The sequence below is a fragment of the Mesorhizobium sp. M6A.T.Ce.TU.016.01.1.1 genome (assembly GCF_003997065.1).
GTDB lineage: Bacteria > Pseudomonadota > Alphaproteobacteria > Rhizobiales > Rhizobiaceae > Mesorhizobium > Mesorhizobium mediterraneum.
Genome location: NZ_RZTJ01000001.1, coordinates 403,199 through 421,648, shown reverse-complemented (window position 1 = coordinate 421,648; position 18,450 = coordinate 403,199). Strand labels below are relative to the sequence as shown.

Below are 18,450 nucleotides of genomic sequence, written 5' to 3'. Positions count from 1 at the left end.
GGTCTCTGCTTGCTTGCGCCTTCGAAAACGGTCGGTTTGCGGCAGCGTTTCAGCCCGACAGTGGAATCCTGATTTCCACGCTCAATCCGCCATCGTGAAAATCGCGATTGATCGTGCCGCGCAATTCGCGCGTCACGTTCAAATCGATCAGCTTGGTGCCAAAACCGGTTTTGACAGGTGCTTCGAGCTTCTTCTGGCCAACTTCGCGCCAGTTGAGAACCAGCGTCCTATCGCGCCTGCGACCTTCGACCGACCAGTCGACCTTGAGCGAGCCGACTGAGTTGCCGGTTTCGCCATATTTCAGTGCATTCGTCGCCAGTTCGTGAAAGGTCAGGCCGAGCGCTTGCGTTGTCGTCTCGTCGAGCAGCACCTCTGGCCCCGACAATATCCCCTCGGGAAGCTCCTTGCCGAACACCTGGCCAAGCTCGATGCGCAAGAGATCGCCGAGATCGGCCTTCTGCCAGCGCGAGCGCGTCAGCATGTCCTGGGAGGCCGCCATCGCTTGCAACCGGGCCGAAAAGGAGGAGGAGAACTCGTGGACGTCGGTGGCGTGCGACGCCGTCTGGCGCGCGATCGCCAGCACCCGCGTGATCGAGTTCTTGATGCGGTGCTTCATTTCCTGCAGCATCAGGTCTTTTTCGAGCAGGCTCTTTTCCGTCGTCTCGTGAAGCAGCGAGACCGCGTCATAGGCCCGCTCCTGATAGCGTGCCACCAGCGCGATGGTGCCTGCGAGCAACAGCCCGAACAGGCCGAGCATCACCGGAATGGCGCGCGAGGAGGGTTGCGAGAAGGCGCTTGTCGGCCTGAACAGGATGGTCCACGGTCGTCCGGCGATGGTGATCTTGCGGGAAGCCAGCAGCCTGTCGCCGAAGGTCGACACCGGCGGCGTTTCCGACTGGAACAAAAGATGGTCGGCATCCACCTTGCCGTCATAGATTTCGATGTTCACCGGCAGCAGCGGCGTCCGGCTGAGCGCGGTTTGGAACAGATCGCGGGCGCGGAAGGCCGCATAAAGAAAGCCTGATGTCGAGGATCTGGACGCATCGATGCCGTCCGGCGCGGTTTCGACGTTGAGCCGCACGAAAACCAGGAAGCCGGTGAAGGTTTGCGCAGCACCTGTCTCCTGGCCTAGCTGCACGCGCCCGGTCGCGTGCTGCTGGTCGTCGGCCATCGCCTTTTCGATCGCCTCGCGCCGCACCGGGTCGGTGAACATGTCGTAGCCGATGCTGGATTGATTGGAAGCGTCGAGCGGCTCGAACAGCATGATGGGCGTACGCCACGGCAATGTCGTATCCGGATAGACGGCATGGCTGGTGCCATAGTCGTGCAGGATGGCACGCTCGACCGCTGCCTCGTCGCCGGCTCTCGCCAGTCTGAGAAAGCCTATGCCGCGCAGGCCGGCGAAATTGTCGTTAATGCCAAGCGCATCGAAGAACGCCTTGAACTCGCCCCGCGAAATGCCGCCATTGCGGGCGTCGAACAGCGCCTGGGTCGATCGCAGCAGCGACAGATGCAGGTCAATGCGGCTATCGATCCGGTTGAGCGCGTCGTCCGCCGTCGCCTCGAACTTGATGCGCGCCGCTTCCTGCGTCGCGAAATAGGCGAATCCCGCCATCGTCAGGCTGATCAGCGCGACGGCGATGAAAGCGACGGTCGGAAAGAACTTCTTCAATTGCTGCTGCGGCCCATGAACGGTTCCTGACCTTTATGGGCAAGTCCCCGCGCCAACACAATGGCGCGGCCAAACCATCATGACGGCTGGCATATCATGTCGCAGATATTTAGCCGGCTATTTAAAGCCTCAGGCTGCGATCTTCAGCGCACCTGGCCCCGGAATGGCACCGGGCGGACACTTCCCCAGGATGATCATGCCGAGCACCTCGTCCTGGGTCACGTCGCTGGTGCGCGCCGTTCCAACGACCTGACCATTCTTCATCACGCAGACGCGGTCGGCAAGCTCGAACACGTCGTGGATGTCGTGGCTGATCAGGAAGATGCCGATGCCGTCGGCCTTGAGCTGCATGACCAGTTCGCCGACCTGCGCCGTTTCCTGCGGCCCCAATGCCGCCGTTGGCTCATCCATGATCAGGATACGGGCGTTGAACAGGATGGCGCGCGCGATCGCCACCGACTGCCGCTGGCCGCCCGAAAGCTTGACCACCGGTTCCTTGAAGCGCTGGAAGCGGGGATTGAGCCTGCCCATCACCTTGCGCGCCTCGGCCTCCATGGCGCCATCGTCGAGCGTGCCCCAGCCGGTCATCAGCTCGCGGCCGAGGAAGAGGTTGGCGGCGGCGTCGACATTGTCGGCGAGCGCCAGCGTCTGGTAGATCGTTTCGATGCCGTATTTCTTGGCATCGCGCGGATTGGAGATCGAGGCCTCCTCGCCATTGACGAATATCTGGCCCGAGTCGCGCTTGTAGGCGCCGGACAGGATCTTGATCAGCGTCGACTTCCCGGCACCGTTGTGGCCGAGCAGCGCCACCACCTCGCCCGGGAAAAGGTCGATCGACGCGTCGTCGACCGCGCGAATACCACCAAAGGCAATCGAGATGTTCCGCATATCGATCAACGGCGTGCCTGTGCGAGCAGTTGTGTCAACCATGATCGCCCTTCCCTAAACGCGCTTGCGGTAGACGGTGTCGAGCCAGACGGCGATCACCAGGACGGCGCCGACGACGACGCTCTGAAGCGGTGAATCGATGCCGAGCAACACCATGCCGGATTGCAATGACTGCATCAGAAGCGCGCCCAGCATGGCGCCGAGCACCGTGCCGGAGCCGCCGGCCAGCGACGTGCCGCCGATGACGGCTGCGGCGATGACCAGCAACTCGTCCAGCGTACCCAGCGCATTGGTCGAGGCATTGAGGCGAGCCGACGCAATCGCCGCGCTGATTGCGGCCAATATGCCCATGATCATGAACACCTTCATGGTCACCCAGCGCGTGTTGATGCCGGCGAGTTCCGCCGCTTCCGGGTTGCCGCCAATGGCAAAGACATAGCGGCCGAAACGGGTGCGCCTGGTGATGAAGGTCATGACGATGCCCACTGCGACCGCAATCAGCACCGGTATGGCGATGCCATGGGCGATGAACAGCCCGCCTTCGGGGACGGTGATGCCGTTCCGCTGCGCGTATTGGCGCACGATGCCGATTGGCCAGGGATAGGAATTGGCGATCCACACGGCGCCGAGGATGGCGGCGCAGGCGACAACACCAAGCAAGCTCTCCGCCCAGACAGGACGCAGCGGAAACTTGAACCGCTTGCGCTGCGACCGGCCGTTGAGCAGCATGAAAGCGACGGCCGCACAGGCGAGAACGCCGACGATCCAGCTTGCGGTTGCCCCGATCGAGCCACGCGGCCCGCCACCCATGAGCTGGAAGGTGGCGTCGAGCGGCGCGACGGTGCGCCCGCTCGTCATCAGCCACGCCATGCCACGCCAGATCAGCAAGCCGCCCAGCGTCACGATGAAGGCCGGAACCTCGAGATAAGCGATGATGAAGCCCTGGAGCGCGCCTATCATGAGGCCGAGCACCACACCGGCAGCCAATGCGATAATCCATATCCAGGGATTTCCCACCTGGAGCCCCATGACGCGGATCAGGAATTCGGCCTGCGCCACGCCCATCACCATGCCGATCACGCCTTCGACGGAGCCCACCGAAAGATCGATGTTGCGCATCACGATGACCAGCACCATGCCGGTCGCCATGATCGCCACCGAGGAGGTCTGCACCGACAGGTTCCAGAGATTGCGCGGCGTGAGGAAAAGCCCACCCGACAGGATGTGAATTCCAACCCAGATGACCAGCAGAGCGCCGACCATGCCGAGCATGCGTATATCGAGCTCGGTTGCCTTGAGGAACCGTCCGATGGCGCTGAGCTCGGATTCGCGCGCCCGGTCTTCGGCCGTGTGGGCGACCGGTGGGTTGGATGCCGTGTCGGTCATGATGTCCTCCGACCGGGTTGCCGTCTGGCGCGGATGCCGGAACAGAATGCTATTTGCTTTCCACGGTCATTTGAAGCGGAAAGCCTCTCGAAAAACGCCGCGGCCTGACAGCCGCGGCGTTCGTTTCCTTGCGAAATGATCCAGATCAGTTGCAGGCCGCAACGCTGCCCGCGGCGACACCCGCGCAGACTTCGTCCTTCTTGATCCAGCCGGCGTCGATGACGACGTTGAGATTGTCCTTGGTGATGGCAATCGGCGTCAGGAACAGCGACTTGACGGCATTGCCGCCCGGCGTGGTGAAGTCCTTGACGCCCGCAATGTCGGTCATCTGCTTGCCATCGGCAAGCTGCGAGGCGATCTCGGCGGCGTTCTTGCCGAGCTCTCGCGCGTCCTTCCACACCGATACGGTCTGTGTGCCGAGCGCAATGCGGTTCAGCGCTGCATGGTCGCCGTCCTGGCCGGACACCGGGACGGATCCGGCCAAGCCTTGCGCCGTCAGCGCCGCGACGACGCCACCGGCGGTGCCGTCATTGGCGGCAACCACCGCATCGACCTTGTTGTCGTTGGCGGTCAGGAACTGTTCCATGTTCTTCTGGGCGTTGGCGGGAAGCCAGCCGTCGGTATACGCCTCGCCGACATTCTTGATCTTGCCGCTGTCGATGGCATCCTTGAGCACTTCCATGGAGCCGGCGAACAGGAAATCGGCATTCGGATCGGCGCCCGAGCCCTTGATGAAGACGTAGTTGCCTTCCGGCGCGACCTTGAACACTTCGCGGGCCTGCATGCGGCCGACTTCCTGGTTGTCGAAGGTCAGATAGAACACGTCCTTGTTCTCGATCAACCGGTCATAGCCGACGACCGGAATGCCTTCGTCCAGCGCCTTTTGCACCGCCGGCCCGATGGCCGACGCATCTTGCGCAAGGATGATGAGCGCGTTGGCGCCCTGCGAGATCAGGCTCTCGACATCGGTCAGCTGCTTGCCGGGATTGGACTGCGCATCGGCGGAAATATACTTGTCGCCGGCGGCCTCGATCGCTGTCTTCATGGCGGCTTCGTCGGTCTTCCAGCGCTCTTCCTGGAAGTTCGACCACGAAACGCCAATGACCTTGTCCTTCGCCTGTGCGACCGACGCGAGCGTCAGCGACATGGCGACCCCCGCCAGGATGGCGGCTGCGAATCTCTTCATGATAGTCCTCCCTGCGCCGCGATACGGCGCGACCAAACTGGCCCGAAGGCCGGCACAAAGGCTCTATTTTTTCGAGCCTCGAAAAAATACTGGTCCAACGCCGAAGCGCTGTCAACATCAATTCTGATGGATTTTGATGTCCCTGCCGACTTTTTTCGAGCCCCGGAATAAACAATGACAGGGCCTTCTGCTTCTGCCAGTATTTGTCGGACGCTACCGACGGCTTCCGGTTCATGAGCGGCCGCGGCAAGAGGGAGGAAGCAAAGGATGTCGGTTGGAATCCGTCATGACGATTTGCGTCGGCGCAACCGGGCGATGGTGATTTCGGCCGTACGCCGGGCAGGCCAGCCGTCGCGAACCGAGATCGCCGCGACCACCGGCCTCAGCCATTCGACCATATCGGCGATCTCTTCCGACCTCATCCAGGAAGGCATCCTGACCGAGAGCAAAGCGAGCGAGACCGTTTCGCTGAAACGCGGCCGGCCGCAGGTCGGCCTTAGCCTCAATCCGGAAGCGGCAGCGGTGTTGGCCGTCGTGTTGTCGCTGAATTTCCTTTCGGTCGCCGTCATCGATTATGCCGGACAAGTGGTCGCCGAGGAACAGCGCCGGCTGGACACGCTGACCATGTCGCGCGACGAGCTGATCGACGAATGTGTCGCCATCGTCCGGCGCCGGCTCGAAGATCCCGATCTCGATGTCCAAAGCGTCGCCCGCATCGCGCTGGCGATCCAGGGCATCACCGATTCCCATGCGCGCGCCATGTTGTGGTCGCCGATCACGCCGCAGACGAACATTGCCTTCGCCGACATTCTGGAACGTGAGTTCGGCATCCCGGCCATCATGGAGAACGACTGCAACATGATGGCCGTGGCGCTGCGCTGGCGCGACCCGGATCGCTACCGCGACGATTTCATCGCCATCCTGCTCTCCCACGGCATCGGCATGGGGCTGGTGCTGAAGGGCGAACTGTTCACCGGCACCCATTCCTCAGGCGGCGAATTCGGCCACATGATCCACCGGCCGGGCGGCGCGCTTTGCCGCTGCGGGCGGCGCGGCTGCGTCGAGGCCTATGCCGGCAACTACGCCATCTGGCGCAATGCAAGGCAGTTGAGCGAGAACGCCGAGCCGGTCGCCGATGTCAGCGACGCCGAGATGCGGGCACTGGCGGCCCGGGCGCGCCAGACGGACGGACCCGAGCGCGAAGCCTACCGCAAGGCCGGCGAAGCGCTCGGCTTCGGGCTCGGCAGCCTGTTCGCGTTGATCGATCCGGCGCCGGTCGCCATGGTCGGCGCCAGCGCTGCCGCCTTCGACCTGATCGAGCCGGCCCTGCGCGAGGCCATCGCTCAGACCGCCGGCGGTCAGCATTCGGGTTCGATTTCCTTCGACACTGAGCCGAACGAGCTGCCGCTGATCCGCGAAGGCTGCGCCATGCGAGCGCTGAGCTTCGTCGACCAGGAGATTTTCGCGCCGGGCGCGCAAGGGAAGTCCGGCACGGCCAGGAAGCACGTGGCCTGAATGGAAGAACGCAGCTTGAATTTAGGCAGTCTGTTCAGTCTTCCCTGATCGCATAGCCCGCGCCGCGGATGGTGCGGATGACATCGGGCATGCGGCCATTGTTGACCGCCTTGCGCAGCCGGCCGACATGGACGTCCACCGTGCGCTCGTCGATGTAGATCGTCTCGCCCCAGACATTGTCGAGCAACTGGCTGCGCGAGAACACCCGACCCGGGTGCCGCATCATGAATTCGAGCAGCCGGAATTCGGTCGGCCCGAGCCGGATCTCGCTCTTCTTGCGATAGACCCTGTGCGATTCGCGATCGAGCATGATGTCACCGACCTTCAGCACGCTGGACAGCACTTCGGGCTTGGCGCGGCGCAGCAGCGCCTTGACCCTGGCCATGAATTCCGGTGTCGAGAACGGCTTGACCAGATAGTCGTCGGCCCCGGTCGAGAGGCCGCGCACCCGGTCGCTTTCCTCGCCGCGCGCGGTCAGCATGATGATCGGCAGCCGCTCGGTTTCGGGACGCACCCGAAGGCGACGGCAAAGCTCGATGCCCGAAACCGCCGGCACCATCCAGTCGAGCACCAGAAGATCGGGCACGTTTTCCTGAAGCCGGATTTCGGCCTCGTCGCCGCGCGTCACCACCTCGACCTGATAGCCTTCGGATTCCAGATTGTAGCGAAGGAGGACGCCCAGCGGCTCTTCGTCCTCCACCACCATGATGCGCGGCGCGATCATCGGCCGGTTACCCCTGTCATGTCGCCGACGCCGGCATCGTCGTTTCGTCGAGCTTCGGCCGATCCGCCGGCAATTGCTGCCCGGTCACGACATAGTAGGCGTTCTCGGCGATGTTGGTGACATGATCGCCGATACGCTCGAGATTCTTGGCGCAGAACAGAAGATGCGTGCAGGCGGTGATGTTGCGCGGATCCTCCATCATGTAGGTCAGGAGTTCGCGAAAAACCGCCGTGTATTTCACGTCGATCTTCTCGTCGGCGGCGCGCAGCTCTTTCAACGCGCCGGCGTTGCGCGACACATAGTGCTCGACCACGCCGCGGAGCTGCTCGAGAACGAGATCCGCCATCGCGTCGATACCGTGCGAGAGATTACGCGGCGTGGCGCTCTGCCCGACGGCGCTGACCCGCTTGGCTATGTTCTTGGCTAGGTCGCCGATGCGCTCGAGATCGCCGGCCATCCGGATTGCGCCAACCACGGCGCGCAGATCTTGCGCCATCGGCTGCCGCTTGGCGATCAGCGTGATCGCGCTGTCGTCGAGTTCACGCTGCCGCGCATCCATGATGGCGTCATCCGAGACGACGCGCTGCGCCATCGCATTATCTGACGCGAGCAACGCGCGGATCGAGGCTGCGACCATCGCGGCGGCAAGCTCGTCCATGTCGCGGATCAGCCTGTCGATGTGCTCCAGTTCCTCGTCGAAAGATGCGACGGTATGTTCACCCATGATACTGTCCTCGTGCTCGAAATTCGCCGGACCGCTTAGCCGAACCGGCCGGTGATGTAGTCCTGGGTGCGCTTGTCGTCGGGGTTGGTGAACATCTTGTCGGTCGCGCCCTCCTCGACCAGATAGCCGAGATGGAACATCGCCGTGCGCTGCGACACGCGCGCTGCCTGCTGCATCGAATGGGTGACGATGACGATCGTGTAGTTCTGGCGCAGTTCGTCAATCAGTTCCTCGACACGGGCGGTGGCGATCGGATCGAGCGCAGAACACGGCTCGTCCATCAGGATCACTTCCGGTGACACAGCGATGGCGCGCGCAATGCACAGGCGCTGCTGCTGGCCACCGGAAAGGCCAGTGCCCGACTCGAGCAGGCGATCCTTGACCTCGTTGAACAGGCCGGCCTTCTTCAGGCTCGATTCGACGATGCCGTCCAACTCCGCCTTGCTCCTGGCCAGACCGTGAATGCGCGGACCGTAGGCGACGTTTTCGTAGATCGACTTCGGAAACGGGTTCGGCTTCTGGAACACCATGCCGACGCGAGCTCGCAGCTCGACGACATCGATTTTCGGGTCGTAGACATCCTCGTTGTCGAGCGTGATCTTGCCGCTTACCCGCGCGATGTCGATCGTGTCGTTCATTCGGTTCAAGCAACGCAGAAAGGTCGACTTGCCGCAGCCCGATGGGCCGATCAACGCCGTCACCTGGTTCTCGCGGACATCGAGATCCACGTCGAACAGAGCTCGCTTCTCGCCGTAATGAACGGAGACCTTTTCGCCCTTCATCTTGATCGAAGGCTCGTTGGTTCCGCTACTCAGTTTCTGCTCGACGCTGGCTTCCGTCATGATGTTCATATCCTCTACTCCTTACCAGCGCCGCTCGAAGCGCCTGCGCAGTATCACCGCGATGGCATTCATGATGACCAAAAACACCAGCAAAATCAAAATCGCCGCCGAAGTCTTCTGCTGGAACCCCGCTTCAGGAAAATCGGCCCACATGAATATCTGCACCGGCAGGATCGTCGCGGGATCGGTGAAGCCACCGGGAATGTCGACGATGAAGGCGACCATGCCGATCATCAGCAACGGCGCGGTTTCACCCAGCGCATGCGCCATTCCGAGGATGGTGCCGGTCATGATACCCGGCATCGCCAGCGGCAGGACGTGATGGAATACGGTCTGGACCTTGGACGCTCCGATGCCAAGTGCGGCCTCGCGGATCGACGGTGGCACGGCGCGCAGCGAAGCGCGTGAGGCTATAATGATGATCGGCAGGGTCATCAGCGCCAGCACCATGCCGCCAACCACCGGGGCCGAGCGCGGCAGGCCGAAGAAATTCAGGAATACGGCAAGTCCAAGCAGGCCGAAGACGATCGAAGGCACCGCCGCCAGATTGTTGATATTCACTTCGATGATCGTCGTCAGCCGGTTCTTGGGCGCAAATTCCTCAAGATAGATCGCCGCCGAAACGCCGATCGGGAAGGCGATGGCGAGCGTTACGATCATGGTCAGGAACGATCCGACGACCGCGCCCCAGATACCGGCCAGTTCCGGCTCGCGGCTTGCGCCGGTGAAGAAGAAGATCGAGTTGAACCGGCTTTCGATCAGGCCGGCGCTCTTCAGCGTGTCGAGCCAGACGATCACCTTGTCCGAAATCTTTCGCGATGCTTCCGGCGTGTCGATGACCCGCAGGAATGCCTGGCCGCTTGCGGCTGGCGCCGTGCTGTCCAGCGCCTCGATCACCGTGCCCTTTGCGACCGCCGTTCCGTTGGCCCCAGGCGACAGCGCGGTCAGCTTGACCGTGCCGCCGTTGAACGCGACCAGCAGCGACGACGCGCCGCTCGTCAGCGTGAGCATGCCGTTTTCGCCCTCGGTCGCGCCATGGCCGCGCGCCAGCGCCAGCATGGCATCGTCGCCGAAGGTCAGATCGATGTCGCCGCTGGTTTGCGAAGGCGTGACGCTTGTCGAAATCGCTTCGTCCGAACCGACGTCGGCAAGCAAACCCTTGAGATAAAGATCGGCAAAATCGTCAAGTGGAACCGCATAGTCCACAGTTCCTCCGAGCATCCCCGGATCAGCAGCGATATCTTTGCGCAGGAACACGCCTGTGCCCGTGGAAATCAGTCCGCGCAGCAGGCGCTTGTCCTGACGGCTCGTCACATCCGGAAATTTTGCCGTAAGCGCTTCCTGGGCGATGGCGTCGTAGTTGACGGCGTCGAGTTTCGCCGGGTCTACCTTGGCCGCCGAAAGATCGATCGGCAGCGTCAGATAGTTCTGCCGCAGCGCCGGGATCGCCTGCGTGACGATCGTCGACAAGAGCAGCACAAGGAACAAGCCGGCCAACGCGACGGCTGCGGCGCCAAGCCATTTGAACCACGTTTCCGCGCGGTAACGGCCCTTCAGCCGTGCCTTCGCGGCATCGTCGGTATGAATGCTGACCGGCCGTCTGCCGGCGCCGAATGACGCGATCGCATCAGTCATATTGCTCTCGGTATTTCTGGACGACGCGCAAAGCGACGATGTTGAGGGTAAGCGTGATGCAGAACAACACCAGGCCGAGCGCGAAGGCTGCAAGCGTCTTGGCGCTGTCGAATTCCTGATCGCCCACAAGCAGCGTCACGATCTGCACCGTCACTGTTGTGACCGCTTCGAGCGGGTTGGCCGTGAGATTTGCCGCCAGCCCTGCGGCCATGACCACGATCATTGTTTCACCGATTGCGCGGCTGACTGCGAGCAGCATCGCCGAAACGATGCCCGGAAGGGCCGCCGGAAGGATCACCTTGCGGATGGTTTCAGACTTGGTCGCGCCGAGGCCGGCGGAACCGTCCCTCAGGGATTGCGGAACGGCGTTGATCACATCGTCGGAAAGCGAGGAAACAAAGGGAATGATCATGATGCCCATGACCACGCCTGCGGCGAGCGCGGATTCTGACGCAACGTTGAGACCCAGGCTTTCGCCCAGACCACGGAAGTAGGGCGCAACCGTCAGCGCAGCGAAGAAACCGTAGACGACGGTCGGAATGCCAGCAAGGATTTCCAATACCGGCTTTGCGACCGCGCGGACGCTTTTGGAGGCGTAATCCGAAAGATAGATCGCAGCCATCAGCCCGATAGGCGCAGCTACCAGCATGGCAATGAAGGTGATGAGCAACGTGCCGGCAAAGAGCGGCACCATGCCAAAAATGTCCTGGTTGACCGCTCCGGCTTCCGCTCCGGCGCCGGTGAAGGCGCTCTGCGGCGACCAATGTGTGCCGAACAGGAATTTATAGAGCGGCACCTGTTGGAAGAACCGCAAGGATTCGAAGATGAGCGACAAGACGATACCGATCGTCGTCAGGATCGCGACCGCCGAACAGGTAATCAAGAATGCGCGAAGAACGCGCTCGACAACGTGGCGCGCCCGGTAGGCCTGCGCGATGCGCGAATAGGCCCAGTAAAATCCGGACGCGGAAAGCATGAGCGCGACGGCCCAGATGATCCAGCTGCTGCTCGTATGGATCGATTTGTAGACGGCCGCGGCCGCCTCTTTCGTGGGATCGGCGAAGCCGACAAGCCCGCCAAAGGCCATCGCGCGAGCGTCGCGGATGAAAGCTTCGACCTGCGGAATGCCCATTCCCGACAGCTCGGCGGAGAAGCGGTCGGCAATGATCGACGATTCAATTCCCGGCGTCACCATCGACCACAGCACGATCGCAAGCAGCGCGGGACCGGCGGCAAAAAGCGCCAGGAACATGCCATGCTGGCCAGGCAGCGAATGCAGCCGGGCGACGTCGCCATTGACACTGGCAATGGCGCGTGTGCGGCCTATCCAATAGGCCGCAGCAGCCAGAACTAACAGAAGAACAACGAGATAACCGACCATGATTCAGGACGTCCCCTCGACCGCCGGCCATTCACCGGCTCAAAGCACGGGACGTTGGTCCCGCGCTTTGTGCTTTAGAGCATGAGGGTCAGAGCGGATATTTGCCCGGACCCCAAAAAAATCAGGAGCCCATGCCCTTCAGGGCCTTGGCGTTTTCGGCCCACGTGGCGCGCTCGGCGTCCGGCAGAGGGATCAGGCCCTTGTCGGCCAGATAACCCTCAGGACCCCATGCACCCTCCGAGGTATACTCGGCGATGAACTCTTGCATGCCGGGGATGACGCCGACATGCTCTTTCTTGGCATAGATAAAGAGCGAGCGGGAAACGCCGTACTTGCCGGATGCGATGTTCTCGAAGGTCGGCTCGACGCCGTCGACCTTGTGGCCCTGCAGCTTGTCGGCATTCTGGTCAAGGAACGAGAAACCAAAGATGCCGAAGGCATTGGGGTTGGCTTCCAGCTTCTGGACAATCAGATTGTCGTTTTCGCCGGCCTCGACAAAAGCGCCGTCTTCGCGGATTTCGCCGCAGCCCTTTTCATTAGCCGCCTTCACTTCTTCCTGGCAGGCCGCATCCATGACGAGTTCAACGAACGCGTCGCGCGTGCCAGACGTGGGCGGCGGGCCAAGCACTTCGATCTTTGTCGCGGGAAGCGACGCATCGACATCCGACCAGTTCTTGTAGGGGTTGGCGACGACCTTTCCGTCAACTGCGACATTCTTGGCGAGCGCCTTGAAAACCTGCTCCTTGGTCAGATCAACGACAGTCCCTGCCTTCGAGTTGGCGAGCACGATGCCGTCGAAGCCGACCTTGATCTCGACCGGCGTCACGCCGTTTGCCTTGCAGGTTTTAAGCTCGCTGTCCTTGATGGCGCGCGAGGCGTTGGTGAAGTCGGCGGTATTTTCGCCGACGCCCTGGCAAAACAGCTTCATGCCGCCGCCGGTGCCGGTCGATTCGACGACCGGGGTCTTGATCTGTCCGCTCTGGCCGAGCTTTTCGGCGACAGCCGTGGTGAAGGGGAACACTGTGGACGAACCGACGATTTGAATCTGGTCGCGCGCGGCGGCATAACCAGCCGACGCGGCGAGCGCAAGCGCCGCGGCCGACGCCGTAAGGAGGAATTTCTTCATGTGGCCTGCTCCTGTTCGGAATATGGTCTCTCGGCGCCATTCCTTCGGCGCCCGCTGAGGCCAATAGCCCCCGATTATAACAGTCGCATGACAGTTTGATGTCAGCCCGGTAACGCCGCACAGCCATGTCGAAAGGGAAGCGCCGCGGGTCTCGCCGGCACAGCCGTGGTTTGCCGCTGGAATCAGCAGCTTGCACGGTTTCCAGCCGGCATTTCCCTTCGACTGGCGGTGCAAATTTGCGCCGAAAAAGAAAATCCGGGCGGGAGCGCGTTGCATGCGGCCAAAGGAGGTCATGGCCGCGCCATCGCCGAAACAGGTCCGTTGGGGTAAATCTGACCCTGTTTCTTGCCGGCGGTCGCTGCTCCCGCCCGTAACTGGAGGGGCGGAGCTCGAATGTGCTTATTGTCCCAACCCGGCGCACGCTTTGGTATGGTGCGATCGCACCATAGTCTCGTCCGCAATGCGTCGCCGAATCTCAGCTGAATTTCTTGCAGCCTGACCGGATGCCTATCCCGCGTTGCGCTGGATTTCGCCGTCCGCGCCGAGCCAGCGTTCGACCTTTTCCAGCAAGGCCCTGGGCTGATGGGCTTGGGCAGATAACGTCCATGCCCGCCTCCAGGCACCGTTCGCGATCACTCTTCAGTGCGTGCGCGGTGACGCCGACGATCGGGACGTGCGCGCCGGTCTCTTCTTCCAGCCGCCGAATAGCGGCGGTCGCTTCGTGGCCGTTCATCTCAGGCATCGAAACATCCATCAGGATCATGCGCGGATTGAGCCTGCCGAAGGCATCGAGCGCCTTGCGGCCATTGCCGACGATCTCGAAGCCGTAGTCGGTTTCGCCGAGAATCTGGGTGAAAACCATCTGGTTCACCTCATTGTCCTCGGCAACGAGGATGTCCAGCCGATGCCCGGTGCCCGCCGGCGTGCTGGTGCGGGGACGAACCGGTGGCGGCTGCAGCAGCGCCCGCCCGGACGCGGCTCCATATACGGGCAGCGGCGGTTGCACCGGCGATGACTGCGCCATGTCGTTCTCGGAACCGTCGGCCGGCGGCGCGCCGGAATGTGCCCCACAAGCATCAACGTTCCGCTAACCTTAACGGACCGTGACCAGTGCATCGGATTTGGAATTCGCTCGTTGCGCCGCTCCAAGCTGGGGCGAATTCGCATTCGCCACACTGCAGCGCCGCGCCTCGTTTCGGGCGCGCTACGGACGCTGCGGCCCTTTGATTTTGCCCGCGATATTCCGACGGTTGCCGCTAGAACCGAAGCGGCGTTACAATCCCGCAAGGGTGTTGCCGATGTTGGGACGGATTCTGCCTTTTTTGCTGTGCCCGATGCTGCTGTTCGGGAGCGGCTGCTCGCGCAGTTATGACGGCACCGTCGTCATTCCAAGGCCGCTCGATGTCCGGCGGTTCTGGGACAGGCCGCCGCAGCAGGCGCAAGCCGAACAGCCCCAGTTGCAGACCGATGTGTTTCCTGTCGCGCCCGAAACGCCGACAAGAGCCGCGGTCCGCAGAACCAACACCCCCGTGGCGCCGAGAAGGCAAATCACCAGGATTTCCAAAGATCCGCCGACGCCGTCATCCGAGCCGGCAAAACCGCTCACCTGCAGGAATGTCAGCCAACCCGGAAAACGGGTCCGCATGGTCTGCGAATAGCCGACCGGCATTGCGGTGACCTGAACTCCACGGGGTCAGTTTTCGGGGAAGAAAGCCGGTCCGACCACCCTTACCGGCCGCGTTGCGGTCAATTTTTCGATCGACTGATGCTGGGCGGCGCCCTTGGCTTCGGCAGTGGGAGCCCCGAGATCCGGAGCTTTGGCATCGGGTCCGAGAATTTCCGCAACGGCGCCAAGATCCGGCTTTGTCGTCGGCAATGGAATGATGGCGTTGGCCATGTTGGCGGGTGTTACCGTCCGCGCCCTGAGTTCGGCGACCCGCCGGGAATACCGCTTGACGCTACAAGCCTTGAAATTGGCGTCGTCGCGGTACCGGAAAGCGGCCGCAAGCTCCGTATAGGGTTTTCGCGTCTCGAGAGCGACCATCGCTTCGGTCTCGAGGCTGGCATCCTCCAGCGTATAGAGGTCGACACCGGCATCGTCGCAAATGTAGCGGCACTGATCGACGGTCTCCTTCAGATCGTCTCTTTTGGCGAACTGCGATTTTGGCGCGGGGAAGAAATATCCGTCCGACAGGCGCACGCAAAACAGCATCGGGCTGCCAGCATATTTCAGGCCAGCGGACTGGGTTTTGGCTGCCGAACGCTGGTCCTGCTGCTGCTCTTTCTGCCGATTCTGTTGCTTGGCGGTGGGCGCGCAGCCCAGGGCGGCGAACCTGGCCCGCAGGCCGGCTGTATTCCTGCCCGCATTCGATGCGGCCGCGATCTGGCGTTGCACCTCTGCCTTGCTCCTGACGAGATCGGCACAAGGGTTGAAGAAGAACCCGACCAGCGAACTTTTGGCCGAACATTGGCGCTGTTTCTCCAACCGTTGGATCGCAACAAGCTGCCGGCGAAACTGCGCAAGCTGCGGGCTCGACCCGCCGCCGCGTTCGGCCGAACGCATTTGGCTTTTGATCGCGCTGCAACTATCCGCGTATGAAGAGGAAGTGCCGAGCATAAATGCCGTCACCAATACCGGCACAAGAAACATGTCAGACCAGAAGCGTGTCATTGGAGCGACCATTGCCATTGTTTCTGCCGATAACCTGGAACCGCATTCTTTGTTGATGGTGAATAAGGGTTCTCTAAATGAGCACCACCTAATTCCAGCGAGATTGCAGTTTCAAGAGACTTTAATACTAGTGTATTACATGTATTCGCGTAAATTCAATATTGCACTTTTGTTTCAAGATTGAGACGAAACCAAAAACAATGCCGGCTACCCGCGCCACTGCCGAAAATTTGACCTGACTGGCAGGTTTCGGACTCCTCGATCGACCGGTGAATTTCCGATCAATCCGGCGTTACCGGCAGTTTCGCACTGAAACCTTTGTCCTGTCTTCGGCGTTAAATGGCCATTGCAGCCGCGCGTCCCTTTGGGCGAAAGGCCGCTGTAACGTTTTGATTTGGCGCATGGTCCTTTCCGGTCTTGGGCCATGCGCTGGACGGTCAAAGGAGACGCGCATGTCGATTCACTTCACTGTCTCGGGCCTGACCAGAAATCTGTTTCATTCGCTTGGACTGGACCATGAGCGCGCGCCGAGACCTCTCAGTCCTGAGCAAAATCTTTTGCTGGAATGCTATCTGTCCGGCCAGATTCCGGAATCGGCCTGGAGCGACTACGTCTTCGAGACACCGGAATTGGCACGCCATGTCAACGCGAGGCGCGGGCAGCACTAGTGCATGTCGCCCAAAAGTGCGCAGCGGTTTTGGGCGAACGACATGCATAAAAACAAAGGCTTAAAGCGCGTCGATTGAATCCGTTTCAACGCGACGCGCTTTAACATCTCGTACCGGATTTCGGCCCGATCGCTTTGGGATGGCGCCACCGGACTACGCGTGGCTGAATGCGCCCGCCCGGAAACGAGCGGGCTTTTGCTTGGGGTGACGCCCGATTACTGTTTGGGCGAGCTGAATTGCAGGGTGAAGACGTTGCCTGCAATCCCTTGGGCGAGCGCCGGCGAAAAGCTCAGCGGCAAGCAGTCTTCCACGGCGGCGATCGCGGCATCGACAAAGGATTGCCGTGCCTTCGCGTCGCCGGTCACGTTGATGGCAGCCGGCCTGGGCGGGCCGATCAGCGTGCCATTGCGCTTGAAGCTGAAGCTCAACGTGACGGTTGAATTCCCGGCATCTGCCGGCGGGGTCCAGCACGCCTGGATCGCAGCCCCGACATCATCCATGGTGTTGAGCGATGCGGCATTCGATTGACAGGTGGCGCCTGCCAATACCGCGCCCGCAATCACCCACAGCCCTGCAGCGCGTTTCATTGCAAGTCCTCGTCCTTCCGCCTTGCCCGCACAGCGATATGGTACGGACAATGGCGACGATGACAATATGTTTTGCGAAGGCTTGATGCCCGGCAATTCGCGAAGTCAGGCCGCAGTTTCCCGGGCGAAATGGCCCTTGAGAGCAAAAAGGCCGGCACATGGCCGACCTTTCCTTTTCACCTCGCCCGCGCCAGTACATCCGTGGTCACGGATTGGGGGTGAATTGCCGATCAGTAGATAGGGCTTTGGTTAACAAATCCTTAGCTGGCGGGCTGCTCACCGACGCGTCCTGGCCAACCTTGATCGGCGTTTTCGTGATGAATGCGGAAAGTCGTTTTTAAAACCAGCACAGACTATTAATCGTTGTGCACCAACATGTTGGCGCGTGAGACATATCGAAGTAACTATCGTATTCTGGAAGTCGTTTTATGGCCGTGCTTGGCGCCCTCCCTCCCGACGTTCTCTGTCGACCAATTCGCGAAGCTGATTGGGAAGGGGTGGTCGACTGCCTGTGCCGGGGCTTTCCGAAGCGTGACCGGAATTACTGGATACAGGCGCTGACCCGTTTGTCGCAGCGGCCTGCCGTCGCCGAGTTCCCACAATACGGCTTGGCTTTGGAGAAGGCTGGTCGGATCGTTGGCGTTGTGCTGACCCTATATACCCGTTATCGCGGGCAGGAAGGGGACGAAGTCCGCTGCAACCTTTCAAGCTGGTCCGTCGACGCGGAATCCCGTCCCTATGGCGCCAAATTGGTTACGACGATTCTCAAGCAAAGGGACGTGACGTACACGAATATTTCGCCGGCGCCCGCGACATTAAAGGCTAACTGGGCGCTCGGCTTTCGCCCCTTTTCCACCGGACAATTCGCCTTCTTGCCGGCTTTGAATTCAGTGCCGCAGTCATATCGCGTGCTCGAGGCTCGTCCCGATCTTGCGGAAATGGCGATGCTGCCCGACAGTGAGAGATACATACTCTCGGAACACTCCGCGCTGGGCTGCATGTCATTGATTTGCATTTGCGACGGCGTGGCGTTTCCTTTCGTATTGATGCCGCGCCGAATATTGCGCGGTCTTGTCCCGTGCTATCAGGTCATCTATTGCCGCTCCCTCGCGGATTTGAGCCGGTGCGCCGGCGCTGTGGGGCGCTTTCTCTTGCGAAGCGGCATCCTGCTTTGCGTCGTCGACGCCAAGGAGCCGATTGCAGGTCTGCACGGGCGGTACCGCCACAACAGGGGGCTGAAATATTTCAAGGGCCCCAAACCACCCTCGCTTGGAGATCTGACGTTCACCGAGCTTGTGATATTCGGTCCCTGAACGACAAGCGCAACAACCTGTTGGGCTCTGGCGATGCCGAAAGTGAACCCCCGCCTTGGGCGAGGGTTCCATTTTTGAAGCTACGATCTGCTACTGAACAGGGGCGGTCTGAGCTGGCGGGGTTGCGGGTGC

General features: G+C 61.4%; 18 protein-coding genes and 1 pseudogene. 5 read left to right on the top strand and 14 right to left on the bottom strand.

Annotation, left to right across the window (positions count from 1 at the left end; translation table 11 throughout):
* Positions 1 to 49 precede the first annotated feature (49 nt).
* The 4 genes from EOC94_RS02185 to xylF all read right to left on the bottom strand — a co-directional run bounded on the left by EOC94_RS02185 (position 50) and on the right by xylF (position 5,132).
* Positions 50 to 1,672: a CHASE domain-containing protein gene (locus tag EOC94_RS02185; RefSeq protein WP_126104625.1), complete on the bottom strand. Its 1,623-nt coding sequence runs from the start codon at positions 1,670 to 1,672 to the stop codon at positions 50 to 52.
* 129 nt (positions 1,673 to 1,801) lie between these two features.
* A complete protein-coding gene (locus tag EOC94_RS02180; protein WP_095487170.1) occupies positions 1,802 to 2,602 on the bottom strand; it encodes an ATP-binding cassette domain-containing protein in 801 nt (266 codons plus the stop codon).
* A 12-nt stretch (positions 2,603 to 2,614) separates the two neighbouring features.
* Complete coding sequence (locus EOC94_RS02175; RefSeq protein WP_095487172.1) at positions 2,615 to 3,946, bottom strand: sugar ABC transporter permease; 1,332 nt, start codon at positions 3,944 to 3,946, stop codon at positions 2,615 to 2,617.
* Between the two features lie 145 nt (positions 3,947 to 4,091).
* Positions 4,092 to 5,132: a D-xylose ABC transporter substrate-binding protein gene (xylF, locus tag EOC94_RS02170; RefSeq protein ID WP_095487174.1), complete on the bottom strand. Its 1,041-nt coding sequence runs from the start codon at positions 5,130 to 5,132 to the stop codon at positions 4,092 to 4,094.
* Between the two features lie 267 nt (positions 5,133 to 5,399).
* Here xylF and EOC94_RS02165 point away from each other — a divergent pair, with 267 nt between their 5' ends.
* Positions 5,400 to 6,647, top strand: coding sequence for an ROK family protein (locus tag EOC94_RS02165; protein ID WP_095487176.1), 1,248 nt, complete (start codon positions 5,400 to 5,402; stop codon positions 6,645 to 6,647).
* Positions 6,648 to 6,681: 34 nt separating this feature from the next.
* Here the strand turns inward: EOC94_RS02165 and phoB are convergent, their stop codons facing one another.
* The 7 genes and pseudogenes from phoB to EOC94_RS02130 form a co-directional block, all read right to left on the bottom strand.
* Positions 6,682 to 7,371 (bottom strand): phosphate regulon transcriptional regulator PhoB, encoded by a 690-nt coding sequence (phoB, locus tag EOC94_RS02160; protein ID WP_031254097.1) that lies wholly within the window; start codon positions 7,369 to 7,371, stop codon positions 6,682 to 6,684.
* Positions 7,372 to 7,387: 16 nt separating this feature from the next.
* Entirely contained in the window at positions 7,388 to 8,095 is a 708-nt protein-coding gene (gene phoU, locus EOC94_RS02155) for a phosphate signaling complex protein PhoU (RefSeq protein ID WP_127288435.1), read from the bottom strand.
* A 35-nt stretch (positions 8,096 to 8,130) separates the two neighbouring features.
* Positions 8,131 to 8,946, bottom strand: coding sequence for a phosphate ABC transporter ATP-binding protein PstB (pstB, locus tag EOC94_RS02150; RefSeq protein ID WP_095487180.1), 816 nt, complete (start codon positions 8,944 to 8,946; stop codon positions 8,131 to 8,133).
* Positions 8,947 to 8,958: 12 nt separating this feature from the next.
* Positions 8,959 to 10,572, bottom strand: coding sequence for a phosphate ABC transporter permease PstA (gene pstA, locus EOC94_RS02145; protein ID WP_127288434.1), 1,614 nt, complete (start codon positions 10,570 to 10,572; stop codon positions 8,959 to 8,961).
* Complete coding sequence (gene pstC / locus EOC94_RS02140) at positions 10,565 to 11,953, bottom strand: phosphate ABC transporter permease subunit PstC (RefSeq protein ID WP_127288433.1); 1,389 nt, start codon at positions 11,951 to 11,953, stop codon at positions 10,565 to 10,567. Before pstC ends, pstA begins: the two co-directional genes overlap by 8 nt.
* A gap of 121 nt (positions 11,954 to 12,074) precedes the next feature.
* Positions 12,075 to 13,079, bottom strand: a complete 1,005-nt coding sequence (locus tag EOC94_RS02135) for a PstS family phosphate ABC transporter substrate-binding protein (RefSeq protein WP_126104619.1) — start codon at positions 13,077 to 13,079, stop codon at positions 12,075 to 12,077.
* Positions 13,080 to 13,586: 507 nt separating this feature from the next.
* A pseudogene (locus EOC94_RS02130) lies at positions 13,587 to 14,046 on the bottom strand (response regulator); the annotation flags it as partial.
* A 168-nt stretch (positions 14,047 to 14,214) separates the two neighbouring features.
* On the opposite strand from EOC94_RS02130, the gene EOC94_RS33965 reads away from it, so the two are divergent.
* Positions 14,215 to 14,451, top strand: a complete 237-nt coding sequence (locus EOC94_RS33965) for a hypothetical protein (protein WP_185928128.1) — start codon at positions 14,215 to 14,217, stop codon at positions 14,449 to 14,451.
* On the opposite strand, the gene EOC94_RS33960 is transcribed toward EOC94_RS33965, so the two are convergent.
* Both EOC94_RS33960 and EOC94_RS02120 read right to left on the bottom strand, forming a co-directional pair.
* Complete coding sequence (locus EOC94_RS33960; RefSeq protein ID WP_185928127.1) at positions 14,446 to 14,748, bottom strand: hypothetical protein; 303 nt, start codon at positions 14,746 to 14,748, stop codon at positions 14,446 to 14,448. The genes EOC94_RS33965 and EOC94_RS33960 overlap by 6 nt on opposite strands.
* A gap of 24 nt (positions 14,749 to 14,772) precedes the next feature.
* Positions 14,773 to 15,474, bottom strand: coding sequence for a DUF2865 domain-containing protein (locus EOC94_RS02120; RefSeq protein WP_245465469.1), 702 nt, complete (start codon positions 15,472 to 15,474; stop codon positions 14,773 to 14,775).
* A gap of 34 nt (positions 15,475 to 15,508) precedes the next feature.
* Here EOC94_RS02120 and EOC94_RS34480 point away from each other — a divergent pair, with 34 nt between their 5' ends.
* Both EOC94_RS34480 and EOC94_RS02115 read left to right on the top strand, forming a co-directional pair.
* Complete coding sequence (locus tag EOC94_RS34480) at positions 15,509 to 15,934, top strand: hypothetical protein (protein WP_245465468.1); 426 nt, start codon at positions 15,509 to 15,511, stop codon at positions 15,932 to 15,934.
* Between the two features lie 268 nt (positions 15,935 to 16,202).
* Positions 16,203 to 16,418 (top strand): hypothetical protein, encoded by a 216-nt coding sequence (locus EOC94_RS02115; RefSeq protein ID WP_126104617.1) that lies wholly within the window; start codon positions 16,203 to 16,205, stop codon positions 16,416 to 16,418.
* Between the two features lie 215 nt (positions 16,419 to 16,633).
* Here EOC94_RS02115 and EOC94_RS02110 read toward each other — a convergent pair whose 3' ends face one another.
* Positions 16,634 to 17,005, bottom strand: a complete 372-nt coding sequence (locus EOC94_RS02110) for a hypothetical protein (RefSeq protein ID WP_127288593.1) — start codon at positions 17,003 to 17,005, stop codon at positions 16,634 to 16,636.
* Between the two features lie 428 nt (positions 17,006 to 17,433).
* On the opposite strand from EOC94_RS02110, the gene EOC94_RS02105 reads away from it, so the two are divergent.
* Positions 17,434 to 18,318, top strand: coding sequence for a hypothetical protein (locus tag EOC94_RS02105; RefSeq protein ID WP_245329979.1), 885 nt, complete (start codon positions 17,434 to 17,436; stop codon positions 18,316 to 18,318).
* Positions 18,319 to 18,450 lie beyond the last annotated feature (132 nt).

Coding starts and splice junctions, on each gene's coding strand:
- EOC94_RS02135 (WP_126104619.1), bottom strand. CDS start 13,079: ATGAAGAAATTCCTCCTTACGGCGTCGGCCGCGGCGCTTGCGCTCGCC.
- EOC94_RS02175 (WP_095487172.1), bottom strand. CDS start 3,946: ATGACCGACACGGCATCCAACCCACCGGTCGCCCACACGGCCGAAGAC.
- EOC94_RS02115 (WP_126104617.1), top strand. CDS start 16,203: ATGTCGATTCACTTCACTGTCTCGGGCCTGACCAGAAATCTGTTTCAT.
- EOC94_RS02180 (WP_095487170.1), bottom strand. CDS start 2,602: ATGGTTGACACAACTGCTCGCACAGGCACGCCGTTGATCGATATGCGG.
- EOC94_RS33960 (WP_185928127.1), bottom strand. CDS start 14,748: ATGCCGGTCGGCTATTCGCAGACCATGCGGACCCGTTTTCCGGGTTGG.
- pstA (WP_127288434.1), bottom strand. CDS start 10,572: ATGACTGATGCGATCGCGTCATTCGGCGCCGGCAGACGGCCGGTCAGC.
- EOC94_RS02165 (WP_095487176.1), top strand. CDS start 5,400: ATGTCGGTTGGAATCCGTCATGACGATTTGCGTCGGCGCAACCGGGCG.
- phoU (WP_127288435.1), bottom strand. CDS start 8,095: ATGGGTGAACATACCGTCGCATCTTTCGACGAGGAACTGGAGCACATC.
- xylF (WP_095487174.1), bottom strand. CDS start 5,132: ATGAAGAGATTCGCAGCCGCCATCCTGGCGGGGGTCGCCATGTCGCTG.
- EOC94_RS02110 (WP_127288593.1), bottom strand. CDS start 17,005: ATGAAACGCGCTGCAGGGCTGTGGGTGATTGCGGGCGCGGTATTGGCA.
- EOC94_RS02105 (WP_245329979.1), top strand. CDS start 17,434: ATGGCCGTGCTTGGCGCCCTCCCTCCCGACGTTCTCTGTCGACCAATT.
- pstB (WP_095487180.1), bottom strand. CDS start 8,946: ATGAACATCATGACGGAAGCCAGCGTCGAGCAGAAACTGAGTAGCGGA.
- phoB (WP_031254097.1), bottom strand. CDS start 7,371: ATGATCGCGCCGCGCATCATGGTGGTGGAGGACGAAGAGCCGCTGGGC.
- pstC (WP_127288433.1), bottom strand. CDS start 11,953: ATGGTCGGTTATCTCGTTGTTCTTCTGTTAGTTCTGGCTGCTGCGGCC.